14 protein-coding genes and 2 pseudogenes are annotated in these 14,492 nt (G+C 60.0%); 6 read left to right on the top strand and 10 right to left on the bottom strand.

Annotated elements, in window-relative coordinates:
• Nucleotides 1-381 (top strand): transposase (locus BGIM_RS65060; protein WP_020473651.1); only part of this gene is annotated, 381 nt, incomplete at its 5' end.
• A 90-nt stretch (nt 382-471) separates the two neighbouring features.
• On the opposite strand, the gene BGIM_RS0131490 is transcribed toward BGIM_RS65060, so the two are convergent.
• The 4 genes from BGIM_RS0131490 to BGIM_RS0131475 form a co-directional block, all read right to left on the bottom strand.
• Nucleotides 472-912 carry a hypothetical protein gene (locus BGIM_RS0131490; protein ID WP_020473650.1) on the bottom strand — a complete coding sequence of 147 codons (441 nt, stop codon included), beginning with the start codon at nt 910-912 and terminating at the stop codon, nt 472-474.
• On the bottom strand, nt 909-1,214 hold the full coding sequence (locus tag BGIM_RS0131485; RefSeq protein WP_020473649.1) for a hypothetical protein: 306 nt from the start codon (nt 1,212-1,214) through the stop codon (nt 909-911). Before BGIM_RS0131485 ends, BGIM_RS0131490 begins: the two co-directional genes overlap by 4 nt.
• A 70-nt stretch (nt 1,215-1,284) precedes the next feature.
• Entirely contained in the window at nt 1,285-1,533 is a 249-nt protein-coding gene (locus BGIM_RS0131480) for a hypothetical protein (RefSeq protein ID WP_020473648.1), read from the bottom strand.
• Nucleotides 1,534-1,598: 65 nt separating this feature from the next.
• The gene (locus BGIM_RS0131475; protein WP_020473647.1) at nt 1,599-1,811 is read right to left on the bottom strand and encodes a hypothetical protein; all 213 of its coding nucleotides are present in this window, start codon (nt 1,809-1,811) and stop codon (nt 1,599-1,601) included.
• Between the two features lie 215 nt (nt 1,812-2,026).
• Here BGIM_RS0131475 and BGIM_RS0131470 point away from each other — a divergent pair.
• From BGIM_RS0131470 to BGIM_RS0131460, 3 genes and pseudogenes are all read left to right on the top strand, one after another.
• Nucleotides 2,027-2,728, top strand: a pseudogene (locus BGIM_RS0131470) (manganese catalase family protein); the annotation flags it as partial.
• Between the two features lie 317 nt (nt 2,729-3,045).
• Entirely contained in the window at nt 3,046-3,315 is a 270-nt protein-coding gene (locus BGIM_RS0131465; RefSeq protein WP_020473645.1) for a hypothetical protein, read from the top strand.
• Nucleotides 3,316-3,466: 151 nt separating this feature from the next.
• Nucleotides 3,467-5,689: an ATP-binding protein gene (locus tag BGIM_RS0131460; RefSeq protein ID WP_315849832.1), complete on the top strand. Its 2,223-nt coding sequence runs from the start codon at nt 3,467-3,469 to the stop codon at nt 5,687-5,689.
• Here the strand turns inward: BGIM_RS0131460 and BGIM_RS60590 are convergent.
• Complete coding sequence (locus tag BGIM_RS60590; protein ID WP_084760186.1) at nt 5,583-6,266, bottom strand: biliverdin-producing heme oxygenase; 684 nt, start codon at nt 6,264-6,266, stop codon at nt 5,583-5,585. The genes BGIM_RS0131460 and BGIM_RS60590 overlap by 107 nt on opposite strands.
• Before the next feature lie 521 nt (nt 6,267-6,787).
• On the opposite strand from BGIM_RS60590, the gene BGIM_RS0131445 reads away from it, so the two are divergent.
• Together BGIM_RS0131445 and BGIM_RS53340 are read left to right on the top strand one after the other, a co-directional pair.
• Nucleotides 6,788-8,308: an ATPase domain-containing protein gene (locus BGIM_RS0131445; protein WP_020473641.1), complete on the top strand. Its 1,521-nt coding sequence runs from the start codon at nt 6,788-6,790 to the stop codon at nt 8,306-8,308.
• A complete protein-coding gene (locus BGIM_RS53340) occupies nt 8,301-11,048 on the top strand; it encodes a hybrid sensor histidine kinase/response regulator (protein WP_020473640.1) in 2,748 nt (915 codons plus the stop codon). Before BGIM_RS0131445 ends, BGIM_RS53340 begins: the two co-directional genes overlap by 8 nt.
• A gap of 69 nt (nt 11,049-11,117) precedes the next feature.
• Here BGIM_RS53340 and BGIM_RS0131435 read toward each other — a convergent pair whose 3' ends face one another.
• The 5 genes and pseudogenes from BGIM_RS0131435 to BGIM_RS66625 form a co-directional block, all read right to left on the bottom strand.
• Complete coding sequence (locus tag BGIM_RS0131435; RefSeq protein WP_020473639.1) at nt 11,118-11,570, bottom strand: response regulator; 453 nt, start codon at nt 11,568-11,570, stop codon at nt 11,118-11,120.
• Nucleotides 11,571-11,799: 229 nt separating this feature from the next.
• Nucleotides 11,800-12,966 (bottom strand): sensor histidine kinase, encoded by a 1,167-nt coding sequence (locus BGIM_RS0131430; protein ID WP_020473638.1) that lies wholly within the window; start codon nt 12,964-12,966, stop codon nt 11,800-11,802.
• 248 nt (nt 12,967-13,214) lie between these two features.
• Nucleotides 13,215-13,493 (bottom strand): hypothetical protein, encoded by a 279-nt coding sequence (locus tag BGIM_RS0131425; RefSeq protein ID WP_020473637.1) that lies wholly within the window; start codon nt 13,491-13,493, stop codon nt 13,215-13,217.
• 61 nt (nt 13,494-13,554) lie between these two features.
• Complete coding sequence (locus tag BGIM_RS0131420; protein WP_020473636.1) at nt 13,555-13,995, bottom strand: hypothetical protein; 441 nt, start codon at nt 13,993-13,995, stop codon at nt 13,555-13,557.
• Between the two features lie 202 nt (nt 13,996-14,197).
• Nucleotides 14,198-14,492: pseudogene (locus tag BGIM_RS66625) on the bottom strand (TROVE domain-containing protein); the annotation flags it as partial.

The raw sequence follows: 14,492 nt of genomic DNA, 5'->3' as shown, positions 1-14,492 counted from the left end.
GCCACCGAACCCGATGGCTTCTACACGACGGACAAGGTCATCGAATTCCTCCGAGCGCTTTTGAAGCATCTTCGGGGCAAGGTGGTGGTGGTTTGGGATCGCGGCAGCAACCATAAAGGCCCGCTCATGCGGAAGTTCCTGTCGCGGAATCGCCGGCGCGCCTTGGAGATGTTACCACCTTGGGCGCCCGAACTGAATCCGGTCGAGCCGGTCTGGTCATGGCTGAAGTATGGCGAACTGGCCAACTTCGTTCCCGTTGACACCGAAGTGCTGGACGACGAAATCTTAGATCGGCTCTTCGGATTGAAATTTGATCCGGAGCTTCTGCGATCGCTGTGGAAACGATCCGATTTGCCGTTCCCGCAGAAAGTGACTCAATAGCTTTCCTTACCTCCGAAGCAGTAGGCAGAAAATTTGCTCCTTGCTCCTCGAAACCCTCCAACTTCGCAATCTCGCCTGTTAGTGTCTTGGTCATGCCTCCTCGCTTTCCGGCCAGATGAACGGCTTGCCGCACCGTTGGATGATCTGGAGTTTGGTCATATTTCGGGCCTTGAGACTGAACAGTTTGCCCTTGGTGACAGATTTGAGGTGCATTTTCGTGCGCTTGGCTGCGCTGGCGAAATAGTCCGGCTCGCTGGTGAACAGATACGAGACAACATCGTGAATCTGCGGTTCCAGCAGGTGCAGGCTTTCAGGGTGAATTTGAAATTTCCAAGCGGCGCAGTCTTCCATCGCCCATCGCAGAAGATCAAGGTACTCCATGTCGATGAACTGATCCCCGCCGGTAAAGATGGCATCGTCAGAAGCGGCAATCGTATTGTTGGCTGGCTCCAGAAGATCGACGCGAACTTTGTGGTGCTGATTCATCCATGCTGCCGCCATCGGATCGGTGTAAAAATATCTCCGCGTCATGCCGCAACCTCCTCTTCCACCATCTCCACCTTCCCGCTCTCCAGCCATCCCCCAATAGTCCCTGCTGTCACTTCCCTCGCCTCGTGCATCACGTTTTCCGGCAAGAACCTACACCCGGCTGAGATCAGGAGCGACGGCTTTCCCTTTTCCATTGGTCCGTACCAAAGGTCTGCTTTCGCCAGCATAACGGCATCCAGCGGTCCGGTGTATTCGGGATTGGCCCACCAACTGTCACCGGGCGACTGACATTCTCTGCCTGCCACCTTTTCGGCCTCTTCATGTGTCGGGATGAGTTCGGTCATGCCGCCCCCAAGAGTGATTGCCAGAGTAGAAGCCGCGATATTGGATGTGGGTCATGGGCGAGTTCTTTCGTTAGGCGGCGGTTAACGATGGGAGAGCAGCATTTGAGAAGGTCAGCTCTGGCCAGAAGAGAGGAATTTCTTCAACAACCTTCTCGCGGTAATCGAAGTTCGCTTTTGGATATTGCCCCGAGTTCAGCAGGATGTTCAGCGAGCAGTGGTAATTGTTGTGGGCGAACTCCACGCGAACGTCCTCGACATAATCTTCGCAGAAGTGGTTGGTCAGGAATGGGGTCAGTTTGGTGAGATTCGAGCGGGTCATAGAGCCTCCTTGCTCTGTGTTGAGATGTGATCGGGCAGTTTCCAAGTCTTGCCCAGAATGATGAATCAGTTGTTGGGGTGCATGAAGTCACAGAATTCATCAGCCAAGAACGCTTGATCGTTAGCGAGATTGACGGCAACCATCGCCGCGATGTATGCCGATTGGGCCTTGTTCTTCAACTGACGAATGGTGAGCCGGACGTGTTCCTGCTTCCGGGCAAGCCATGCTTGGGTGAGGTCGGCTGAAAACTCTTCTTGGTAACGGTAGGTGGTTGACATGGAATGGGTCTCCGCCCGATGTGACGCCGGGCATCATTGCCTGACAAAGCCGACATTAGCGCGGCTTGCGCGAACGGTCAAGCGTTTTTTAGTGCACATGGACGATTTGTTGCGGGCGCCGGGAGATACTGAGAAGTCGGACGACACTTTGGGCCTTTCAACGGCATGTCCTTTGCGGCAGTGCATGCCTGAAACTATCACTCAAGCGAGACTCAATGTATCACCATGTCAAGAAACTCATGTTCACCGTTCGCATCGGCGAACCTGAACCCCGTTTTGGAAATATGCTCCTGGAGCAGTTCGGGGGAGCCAACGGGGAACTGGCCGCCGCGATGCAGTACACGATCCAGGGATTGAATTGCGACGATCCCGGCATCAAAGACCTGCTAATGGACATCGGGACCGAGGAATTGAGCCACCTCGAGATCATCGGATCACTGGCCCGGATGCACCTGAAGCCGACCAAATCCTCACGGGAAGCGGCCGAGGCCGACCCGCTCGTGGCCATTGCCGGAGGGGGAGGGGTCAACCTGTTTAACTCCCAAGGCAATCCGTGGACGGCGGATTATTTGAAGATCACCGGCGAGATCGACGTGGACCTTCGTAGCAACATCGCGGCCGAGGCAAGGGCCAAGATCGTATATGAACGCCTGATCAATTTCACGGACGACGCCGGCACACGGGAGGCGCTTCAGTTCCTCATGACGCGAGAGATTACCCACCTGAAGTCATTCATGAAGGGATTGGAGAGTTTGGGAATTGATCCGCTGGTGATCGGGGAGATCCCGCCGACACCGGGATTGGTCGATCAGTATTTCAACACCTCCACCGGGACGGGGGACGACGGCGAGAAAGATGTTCGCGGCCCGTGGAACAAAGGGAACGGATTCCGGTTCGTTGACTCTCCGGCTCTCAAGGGGCTTGCGGACGAGGCAAAAGCGGACAAGGGTTAAAAAGTTCGCCAGTCGCTTCGCCAGACGGCGGAGGCGTCCGCTCCCCGAAGCGACGGTTAGCAAAGCTTAAAGCGGTTTGATGTCCGCAATCCTTCGTAAGTTGAATGGAAACTGTCGATGGCATTCAGGGCAATCGCGGCCGTTTTTCATCCTTTAATTAATTTCACCTTCAAGGCTTGAACAATCCTGTCACCATCGACGGACAGGGGAGTGATGTTTTCACCGCCAACGGCACGATAACTGCCCCATATCACCTCTCGCTCATTCAACCGAGAGACATTATGATCACTGTTATTAAGCGGTGTCCAAGCTGTCCCGTCATCCAAGCGCACACGGACGACATCCTCACGGCCCTGGCTGAAGACTTCGACATCGAAGCGGAGCTGCAGGACGGGGCGAACGGCGAATTTACCGTCTTGGTCGATGATGTGCCTTTGCTTCAGAGGGACATTGACACCCTTCCTTCAACCGAGGAGGTGGAGGCCGCCGTGAGCGGGGCCGCCACCTGTGGAATGCAAGGCGATTTGGAAGAACCCTCACTGCTGATCTGATTCCGAGTACAATACCCATCACGCTACCCGTCATTCAGAAGCCTCCGGCCTCTCGCGTTTAGTGTTCGGCGCGGAACTCAAGTCGGGGTTTGCCTCACTCTCCAACTGACTGTCATTCTCCGCACAGTTCGATCCACGCCGGCTTCCCGCGATCCTGCCGGGATGGGGCATTGCACGAGAACACACCATTCCACCAACGGTCACCCTGACAACTTGTGATTCCGAACCCATTCATGTTCCGGGAAGGGTGCAGCCACATGGTATTTTGCTGGCCCTCGACGAACCGGGGCTGACCATTGCCCAGGCGAGCGAAAACGCCGTCCGCCTCCTCGGGACCTCCTCGCCTCTGACCGATCTGGGTCTTGATGAAGTGATGTCTCCCGAATCATTCACGCTACTGAAACACATTCTCAATTTCGCCGACCCCCGTCCGCTGGCTCCTCTTCGGCTGATGATTGGCGGTCGGTTATTTGACGGCATCGCCCACCGTCACAATGGCCGTCTCATTTTGGAGCTGGAGCCGGCCATCCCGTCAGGAGATGACTTCGATCCCGACCGGTTGGTCAAATTCACCCTTACGAACCTGCGGAATGATCTTCGTCTGAGGGAATTTTGCGGGATTGTCGCCCGGGAAGTGCGGACGCTGACGGGTTTCGACCGGGTGATGATCTACCGCTTTGATCCGGATTGGAACGGCGAAGTGGTCGCGGAGGAAAAGCGAGATGACCTCGAACCCTTCCTCGGCCTCCATTATCCCGCGTCGGACATTCCGGCGCAGGCCCGGCGGCTCTACCATTTGAATCTGGTCAGGCATATTCCGGACCTGACCTATGCCTCGTCGCCTCTCATCCCCGAAATGGACCCCCGGACGGGACAATCTCTTGATTTGAGCCATGCGGTGTTGCGCAGCGTGTCCCCGATTCATGTGGAGTATTTGCAAAACATGGGCGTGGGTGCGTCCCTGACGATCTCGCTCATGAAGGACGGGCGGCTTTGGGGGCTGGCGGCCTGTCACCATTATGCAATCAAGTTCCTGCCTTATCGGGTGCGGGCCGGATGCGAAACGCTCTCAATTCTCGTGTCGCTTCAATTATCCGCCAAGCTGGATGCAGAAGACCTTCGCAACTGCGTGGAGGCCCAAAACTGTCTTGGGCGGCTGACCAACAAAATGGCCGGTTCGGCCGAACCGGAAGAAGCCTTGGGAGGCCAGCTGGACGACCTGACCGGCCTGACCCGGTCGGAGGGGGCGGCTGTCGTCCTCGGCAAGCGAGTGATCCTGGCCGGTCAGACACCGGAAGTGGAACAGATCCGCGGAATGATCCGATGGCTCCAGGCCGGGGGACAGGATGACCACGCGGTCCATCACCTCTCAGCCGAATTCCCTGATGCCGGCCAGACAAGCGGTCTGCTGGCGGTTCGCTTTGGGGAAGACGAATTCCTGCTTTGGTTTCGTCCCGAGAAAGCGGCGGCGGTATATTGGGCGGGGAACCCGCATTACAAACGGGTGGTGACGGGGCCGAACGGATCGCGATTGTCGCCCCGGGGATCTTTCGCCGCATGGAAAGAGTCACAGCTAGGGCGTTCCGAGCCTTGGGGAGAGTGTGAACGAGAAGCGGCAAGAGGTTTGCGCGATGCGGTGCGGGCTGTCCAGGCCCGTCGAACAGCTGGAATGCAGGCCGAGGCGCTGAGGCGGGATGACTTCCTGGCGGCCGTGGCGCATGAGCTTCGGAACCCGCTGTCCCCGATCCGGAACGCGACGAATCTCATTCGATTGTCCTCCGCCAGGCCGGAAATGATTGCCCCGGCAACGGACATGATCGACCGCCAGGTGGGACACCTGACCAGGATCGTGGATGACTTGTGGGACGCCAGCCGCGCGGGAAGGGGAAAGCTTCAAGTATTGCTTGAACGAATCAACCTGACCGAAGTGGTCCGGGACGCGGCCGAGGACGCACGGTCCGGGATGGAAACGGCGGGCCTCATCTTGGAAATTCAAGTTCCGTCGGAACCGGTTTGGGTTCTAGGGGACGCGGTCAGGCTGGCGCAGGTGGCTGGAAACCTGCTGACCAACGCTCGGAAGTTCACCGACCGGGGCGGGCGGGTGGCGGTGGACTTGTCAACAGGAGAAGGAGTCGCCACGTTGACCGTGGCCGACACCGGGGTCGGCATCCCGGCGGCGGAACTGCCGAAGGTATTTGTGGCGTTCGCCCAGGTTGAGGAGACGGTGGAGCGGAGCCGGGAAGGCTTGGGGTTGGGACTGGCCCTTGTCAAGGCCTTCGCGGAACTGCACGGCGGAGGCGTTCGGGTGGAAAGTGCGGGCGTCGGACTCGGGGCGACTTTCCGCGTGAACATCCCGCTGGACCCGTCCCCATAGTCTTCAGTCCGCGAACCATTCCTCGAAACAGGCGAAGGTCGTCGTCGCCGCCCCCGACGACGAGGTGGTGCGTCTCGGGATGGCTTAAGGCGTGTGCCTCCAAGGCCGCGCAAAACCCGCGCCACATCGGCCCGACGTTTTCGCCATAGCTCGAAAAGAACGCGCAACCACTGTCAGGGGTCAGCCCGTGAAGCCGCATGACTTCCTTCCGGACGATCTGCCCGCCGAGTGTCGCCCCTTCCAGGACGTACAGGCAGCCGAATGTCTCGTCCAAACCTGTCGGAGAGGGGAGCGAGCCACAGAGGGGAAGGCTGGCAATCGCCTCGTCGGTTCGGCCAAGCGAGAGCAGGTCGGCAACGAGGAGAGAGGTTTTCAGCCGGGGACCGAGGTCAATGTCTCCCGCCGCGTCCCCGACAAGAGCAGTGAGCCGGTCTTCGAGGGGATGGTAAAAACCGTAATACCGGGCGAGCAGGTCGCCGTAGGTGTCCAACGATCCCAGGCGTCCGGCCAGGCCAACGGCGCGTTCGACACGTTCATGGAGATGGGAGGTGCCGGATCGTAATTTTGTGAGGAGCATCGGCTCTCACCTTACTCCGCATATCAGGTCAGTTCAAGCAAACATCCGGCGAAGCCGGGTATTTCCGGCAAACGTCAGGCCACGACCGCTTCGGTCGCCGACGGCTTGAGAGTTGCTTAAAATTTCCCCGTAAACTTCTCATCGGACAGTCTGATGAGTTCACGAATCGACCATCTTGCCATCGAACTGCCAAACCAAAAGCCCCTTCACCGAAAAACACCGGCGCTGGGCAAGAATTTTCGGGAGGGAAGGACGGCGAAGAGGACACTCTGATTTGCCATACGTTCCAAGCAAGACCGGCATCATAATTGCACTCGATCACTTCCTGTATTGCCAGATATTCAAGGATTTTCATTCCCGGCTTTGTTAACCGCACACATAAAGAGCTCAAGAATCACCGGTCACGCCAATCCTTCGCACTCCCGCGGCAGCGGCGAATGATTTCCGTTGCAGCCGGAGCCAATGACACTCGCGCGAGCCGCCGTCGCGGCCCGTCGCTTATCTCCACTCAGGGAATCGTAATGCCCGCTCATGAAACGGCCGATGACTCCTTGCCATCGCTGATTGCCACCGGTATTCCGGGTCTTGATGATGTTCTCGGCGGCGGATTCACGCCCAACCGCCTTTATCTGGTCGAAGGAAGTCCGGGGTCGGGCAAGACGACGCTGGCCATGAATTGCCTCCTCGAAGGCGTCCGGCTCGGAGAGAAGGTGATTTACGTCACGCTCTCCGAGACGAAGGCCGAGCTTGTGGCGGTGGGGAAATCCCACGGTTGGTCATTGAATGGCGTTGACGTCCTCGAACTCGTCGCCACCGAGGCGGAACTGGAGCCGGACAACCAGAACTCCATGTTCCAGCCGTCCGAGGTTGAGCTCGGCGTGACGACCAAGGCCATTCTTTCGGAGGTCGAGCGGATCAAGCCGTCCCGCATCGTCATCGACTCCCTGTCGGAGATGCGCCTGCTGGCCCAGAATCCCCTGCGCTATCGCCGCCAGGTCCTCGCGCTCAAGCAATATTTCATCGGCCGGGAATGCACGGTGTTTCTTCTCGACGACCTCACGTCCGAGACGGAGGATCTTCAACTTCAAAGCATCGCCCACGGCGTGGTGAGCCTGGAGCAACTCTCGCCCGAGTACGGTGCCGAGCGGCGACGGCTCCGTATCACCAAACTGCGCGGCCAGAAATATCGCGGCGGGAACCATGACTTCGTCATCCAGCGGGGCGGGCTGGACGTCTTTCCAAGACTTATCGCGGGAGAGCACGCCAGGGGGCAGAAGCGGGGACTCTTGAAGTCCGGCAACGCCGAACTGGACAAACTGCTGGGGGGCGGGTTGCAGCACGGCACCAGTGCGGTCCTCATCGGCCCGGCCGGGAGCGGGAAGTCCACCCTGGCGATTCAATATGCCCGCGCCGCCGCCGGACGCGGCGAGCGGACGGTGATTTTTGCGTTTGACGAGCGGATCGAGACTGTTCTTGAGCGGACCGACGGGCTCGGAATGAGCCTTGCCAATTATCTGGAGTCCGGCCTGATCACGATCAAGCCGGTGGACACCGCCGAACTGTCCCCCGGCGAATTTGCGCACCTCGTCCGACGGGCCGCCGAGGGGGAGGGAGGCCGCCCGGGGGCCAGGGTGATCGTCATCGACAGCCTCAACGGCTACCTGAACGCGATGCCCGAGGAGCGGTTCCTGACCGCCCAGCTTCATGAGTTGCTGACCTACCTCGGTCACAAGGGAGTCGTGACGTTCCTGCTCGTCGCCCAGCACGGCCTGATCGGCCAGATGGACACTCCGGTGGACACGACGTACCTGGCGGACACGGTCATCCTGTTCCGCTACTTCGAGGCGATGGGCGAGGTCCGGCAGGCCCTGTCGGTTGTCAAAAAACGGAGCGGCCGGCACGAGCGGACCATCCGCGAATTGAGCCTGAGCGAGGGCGGGATCAAGGTCGGGGAACCGCTCCGGGATTTCCACGGGGTGCTCGGCGGGACCCCGACCTACCGCGGCCCGAACACGGCCATCTCGGGGTCAAAGCATGAATGAGGACCCTGCGGAAGAATTGGAGTTCCGGGTGCTGGCGCTGGCGCCGACGCCTCGGGACGCGGCGACCAGCCGGGCGCTGCTTGCGGACGCGGGCATGTCCTGTCTCATCTGTCAAACAATTTCAGAGGTTTGCCGCGAGGCGGAACGGGGGGCCGGCGCGGTGTTCGTGACGGCGGAGGCGGTGGTCGGCGACACGAACGGCGTGCTGTCCGACTGGGTTCGCTCCCAGCCGCCGTGGTCAGACCTGCCGTTGATCGTCCTGACCCCGTCCGGAGAAGATTCTCCCCGGTTGCTGCGCGCCCTGGAGGCGGTCGGGCCGATGACGCTTATGAAGCGGCCCGTCCAGTTGTCGTCTCTGGTCAGCACGATTCGTTCGGCCCTGCGCGACCGGCGCCGGCAATACTCGCTCCGTGATTTTCTGTCCGAACGCGCCCGGGCGGCCGAGGTCCTGGCGGCCGAGCGGGAACGGTATCGTGTGACCCTCTCCAGTATCGGCGACGCGGTCATCGCCACTGACACGGAGGGGCGGGTGACCTTCCTCAACGCCGTGGCCGAGGATCTGACTCGGTGGAGCGGGGAGGCGGCCCAAGGACGTCCGCTCGAAGAGGTGTTTCGGATCGTCAACGAATCCACCCGGCGAACCGTCACGAACCCGGTGGTGAAGGCGTTAAGGGACGGCGTGGTGGTCGGCCTCGCCAACCACACGATCCTGATCGCGCGGGACGGGACCGAGCGGCCGCTCGACGACTCGGCCGCCCCGATCCGGGGCTCCGGCGGTGAAACGGTCGGGGCGGTCCTGGTGTTCCGGGACATCACCGAGCGCAATCAGGCCGAGACGGAGCTGCGTGTCCGGGAGGAGCGCTACCGCGTGCTGGTGACCGCCACGTCGGACGTGGTGTACCTGATGAGCCCCGACTGGTCCGAGATGCAGCCCCTCGACGGCCGCGACCTGGTCGCCAGCAATTCCGAGCCGATCCGCGACTGGATGGAAAGAAATCTGCCCGTGTTTGAACACGCCCGCGTCCGGGCGATGATTGACAAAGCCGTGGCGAACAAACAAACATTCGAGATGGAACACCAGGTTATCCGCGCAGACGGCTCCCTTGGGTGGACGTTCTCGCGGGCCGCCCCCATTTTGGATGCCGCGGGCCGCATCATCGAGTGGTTCGGGACGGCCCGGGACGTGACGGACCACAAAAGGGCCGAACAAGAGCTCGCCCGCGTGACGGCCGAGTCCGAGTGGCGACGGAGGCTTTATGAGACGGTCCTGTCCGGCACCCCGGACTTTGTGTACGTGTTCAGCCTTGACCATCGGGTTCTTTACGCCAATGACTCCCTCCTGAAGATGTGGGGGCGGGATCCGGCGGGAACTTTCGGCAAGACGTTCCTGGAGATCGGGTACGAACCGTGGCACGCGCAGATGCACGACCGGGAGATTGACCAGGTTCGGGAGACAAAAAAACCGATTCGCGGCGAAGTGCCATTCGACGGCGCCCATGGCCGCCGGATTTACGACTACATTTTCGTGCCTGTCCTCGGCGAGGACGGGGAAGTCGAGGTGGTGGCCGGCACCACGAGAGACATCACGGACCGCAAGCGGATGGAGGACACGCTGCGGGAGACGGACCGCAAGAAGGACGACTTCATCGCCCTGCTGGCCCACGAACTTCGCAATCCGCTGGCGCCAATCCGCAACGGGCTTCAAGTCATTCGCCTGTCACATGACCGGGCCACGCGGGACCGGTCGCAGCAGATGATGGACCGGCAGCTCGCCCACATGGTGCGGATGATCGACGACCTCCTCGACGTGTCGCGTATCGGCCGCAGCAAGATGGAGTTGCGGCGGACGCGGGTGAGCCTGAGGAATGTGGTGAACAGCGCGGCCGAGGCGGCGGGGCCGGCGATCGATGAAGCAGGCCATGCCCTAAGCGTGTCCCTTCCCGCGGAACAAGTGTTCCTCGACGCCGACCTGACCCGGCTGGCGCAAGTGTTCAGCAACCTGCTGACGAACAGCGCGAAGTACACGGGCCGGGGCGGGAGCATCTGGCTGTCCGCGCGGGCGGGCGGGGGGAGGGTGACGGTGTCGGTGCGGGACACGGGGATCGGCATTCCCGCGGCGTCGCTGACAACGATATTCGAAATGTTCTCGCAGGTGGACCGGCCGGTCGAACGAAGCGCGGGCGGGCTGGGCATCGGCCTTTCGCTGGTCAAGGGACTCGTGGAAATGCATGGCGGGATGGTCACCGCGCGAAGCGACGGCGAGGGGAAAGGCAGCACGTTTGTCGTGGACCTGCCCGTTCTGGCCGCAGAATCGGAACCGGCGTCCGACACTCCGGCGGACGCCGGCCGGCCGGGGATAAAATCCAAACGGCGAATACTTGTGGTGGACGACAACCATGACAGCGCGGAGTCACTGGCGATGATGCTCGGACTGCTCGGCAATGAGATCGCCACCGCGCACGACGGTGTTGAGGCCGTGGAGTCGGCCGGTCATTTCCGGCCCGAGGTCATCCTGATGGACGTGGGGATGCCAAGGCTCAACGGCCTGGAGGCGACGAAACGCATTCGCGGGCAGTCGTGGGGCAAGGAAATGACAATCATCGCGCTGACCGGCTGGGGGCAGGAAGCCGACCGGGTGCGCTCGCGCGAGGCCGGATGTGACGGCCATTTGGTCAAGCCGGTCGATTTGCCGGACCTTGAGAAACTGCTGGGGGATTTGCGCGGTGGCAAGTGCGGCTGAAACGGTGAGTATCCCGGTCAGGTTCGGGGACAATCAATCCAGCTTCTGATGTGTCATAACGCAGAGTCATCATGGTTCCGGATCGGGCGGCTCTTCCAATCCAAACGGACTCCATGCCCTCCAGAGGGCGTCGACAACAGCCACCATGTTGTAAGGATCGACAGGCTTCACCAGGTGGAGGGTAAAACCGGCCTCCTGTATCCGTCGGCAGCTTTCTTCATTATTCATGGCGGTGACCGCGACGAGGACCAACGGCGCGCCGGCGGCCCATTCACGGAGCCGAACGGCAAGCACGTCCCCGTCCATCCCGGGCATGTTGAGGTCGATCAGGCACATGCCCGGCAGGAAGCTTGCCGCCTCCGCCAATGCGGATTCGCCGTCATAGCACGCCCTGGCCTCGAAACCCATGATTGTCAGAAGATCGACCGACGAATCGGCGGCGTCACGATTGTCATCGACAGAAAGAATGCGCAGAGGAGGCACCTCTTTCGGATCGTGCCGCCCCGGGGGCGAAGTGTCCACAAAAAGTCCTCGTCAGGCTCCCTCATTGCCTCCCCACCGCGCGGAAAGTGAGGATGGTTTCGGGACGACGATCCCGGTGTGATATGTCAATTGCAATCCTTGTGCCGGTATGCAACTCTTACCGGACGAAAATTGTTGGCGTAAGGGCGGAATGAGGGGCTGGTCAATCTTCGTTGCGTCTGACCGAATAGGGCCGCATGACGTCATGCCGGAAGATGTTCACAGGCATTTAAGTCGAGGATGTCTCCTCGCTTCCTTCGCGGAAAAGCGGCAATCGGACGGAAAATTCACTTCCTTTGTTCCGCCCCTCACTCCGCACTTGCACAGACCCGCCGTGAAGCGTGACCAGTTCCTTGACCAGGGGCAGTCCAAGACCGAGGCCCCCTTGAGAACTGTCCAAAGAATCTGTCTCCTGGGTAAACAGGTCAAAGATTCGGGGCAGCATGTCCGGGGCGATCCCGCACCCGGTGTCCTCGACCCGAAACACCGCCTCGTTCCCCTCGACCGTCGCCTTCAGCCACACCTCGCCGCCAACTGGCGTGTATTTGATCGAATTGTTGAGCAAGTTCACGACCGTCTGCTGGAGGCGGTCCGGGTCGGCCAGGATAATAGTCTTGGTGGGCAGCAGAAGAACTTTGAAGGAGTGCCGACGTTGCTCGGCCGCGGGCCGGCAGGCGTCGGCCGCCAGATTTAACACATCTTCGAAGCAGACTTTCTGAAGGCGCAAGGTGACCTTCCCCGCCCCGACGCGGGTGAAGTCCATCAGATCGTCCACCAGGTGCCGCATCAACGCCACCTGCCGCTCGACGATTTGCACCGGGGCGGCAAAGGCGGAGGCGCCCGGTGTCAGTCGCATGATTTGCACGGCATTGGCAATCGGGGCCAGCGGGTTGCGCAGTTCGTGGGCGATGGTTCCAATGAACGCCTTGTGCCGCCCGGCCGAATTGGCCAGGGCATCGATCTGGGCTTTCACATCCGTCCGGTCGCGAAGCACCTTGCTGAAACCGACAATGGTCCCCGTCGGATCGCGGAGCGGTGTCAGGACGCCTCCGGCCCAGAACCGGAACCCGTCCTTGCGGACCTGCCAGCGGTCATCCTCGGACCGGCCGTCCGCGGCGGCGACGGTCATCTCGTGAACATGGACGCCTCGCTCGCGGTCCTCGGGAGTGAAGATGGTTTCGAGGGGCTTGCCGATCATCTCGGCGGCGCCGTACCCGAAGATATGCTCGGCCCCGGCGAGCCAGTCGACAATAATGCCGTCGGGGTCAATCAGAATGAGGGCATGGTCCTTCGACTGTTCGAGGGCAAGAGGAAGCAATTGTTCGGTGGTGGCCAAAAGGATCTCCGGCGGGATGAGGACAATCGGAGAGCGCCAACGCTTTCTGAATGTCAGCATTTTAGACTCTTGCAGGTTATGACACAAATTTTCCGTCCGAATGGCTTTTAAGCCGATGGCAATGTTTAAGCGACCAGAACGCCAGTCACTTCTTTACCCTCGACTTCCAGTTCTTCTCAACCTCTCATCTTCAGACAATTTCAAAGCACGGTACAACACCACCAAGTGGGGCTTGTTGCTTTTGGGCATCTAGGAGAATCGTTCCAGCAGGAGGGGGATCGTTGCCAAGGAAATGGCGGGAAAGCGGGTCATGAGGTGACTGATTCCCTCACAGGGCAATCGAGACGGATTTCTTCCAAGTCGCAGTTTCCAATCTTCAAGCTCCAGTTGGTTTGCTTGCCAAGGTATATGCCATGCTCGCCTTTCCAGATGGGCACCACAGCCGTATTTCCCTCCATGATTGCCCTGATGGCATCGCGACCGAGCAGTCGAGAAAGAACCATAATGTCACCCAGCGTCGGCAATTCACGCATCGCTTCACAGGAGGCCAGTAAGTCGTCAAGAATCTTTTCATGCTCTGGCTTCACACTACCTCTCTTCCCATCCAGTTCTGGACTGCTTCATGTGTTTGGTTTGGATTTGGACTTCTCACCCATTTGCCTTCATCGCTACGGCAATGATCTGCTTTGCCAGCCAAAGTTTCGGCTCGAAAATGGCGACCCAGTTCCAAGCGTTGAAGAAGGTAAAAATCGCTTTGAAAGCGCACCCAATCGAAATTGTCCACAAAGCGCCGACGACCACTATGGGTGGCTCATCATGAAAGTCTTGCTCTCGCATCCACGCAAAGGATTTCTTGGCCCAACGCGCGAAAAGCCATGAAGCCGGAACGCATACCAAAGCGGAGAGTATTGTCTGAATGCCGTCAATGCGTATGACCCACAATGCGGCATCAGCCCCATCGGGGCTGTACTTTACCACCTGCTCACCGACTTTTACCGCCCCGTTTTGAAGGGCGTCCAGCATTTCGACAAGCTTCTCCTCCACGCTTGGCACCATCTCTTTGACTGTCTCAATTGCTTTTTTGCTCATTTTGCCCTCCTTGGCTTGGTTGGTTTGGACTGCTCACCGCGACGGGCGAGCAACTTGACGTGATTTGCGGGGTGCGGCGGGATGTGAGGGAGCCGGAGCCATTTGTGAATTGTGACCGGATGGCGCCCAAGCTCCCGGGCCATCGCCGATTTCCAGCGACGCCTGTACAGCTTGAGGCCGATCCTTGCGAACTCATCCGGGGTCATTCAGCCGCCGAGTCTTCCAGTCGAATGACGTAATCCAGCACTTTGTCAGACCATCCGTCAATGTGGACCCACAAGCCGTAGCCGACACCGTTCTTGGCGCTGGCGACGTTAATCATGAACCCCTTCCGGTTCGGCACCGGGTCGTGACTCTGCTCGTCCGTGATGACAATCAACCGGTCGCAGGCCGGAACCTTGCCGACCGCCTTGCCTAGCTCCGTCCCGCCATGCGGCTGGGAACCGACAACAGCATCACGCAGAGCAAACCCGCGACAGCCCGGCACTTCCTTTAGA

The organism is Zavarzinella formosa DSM 19928, assembly GCF_000255705.1.
GTDB lineage: Bacteria > Planctomycetota > Planctomycetia > Gemmatales > Gemmataceae > Zavarzinella > Zavarzinella formosa.
Note: the sequence above shows the minus strand (reverse complement) of the source record. Positions and strands in the feature narration are given on the sequence as shown.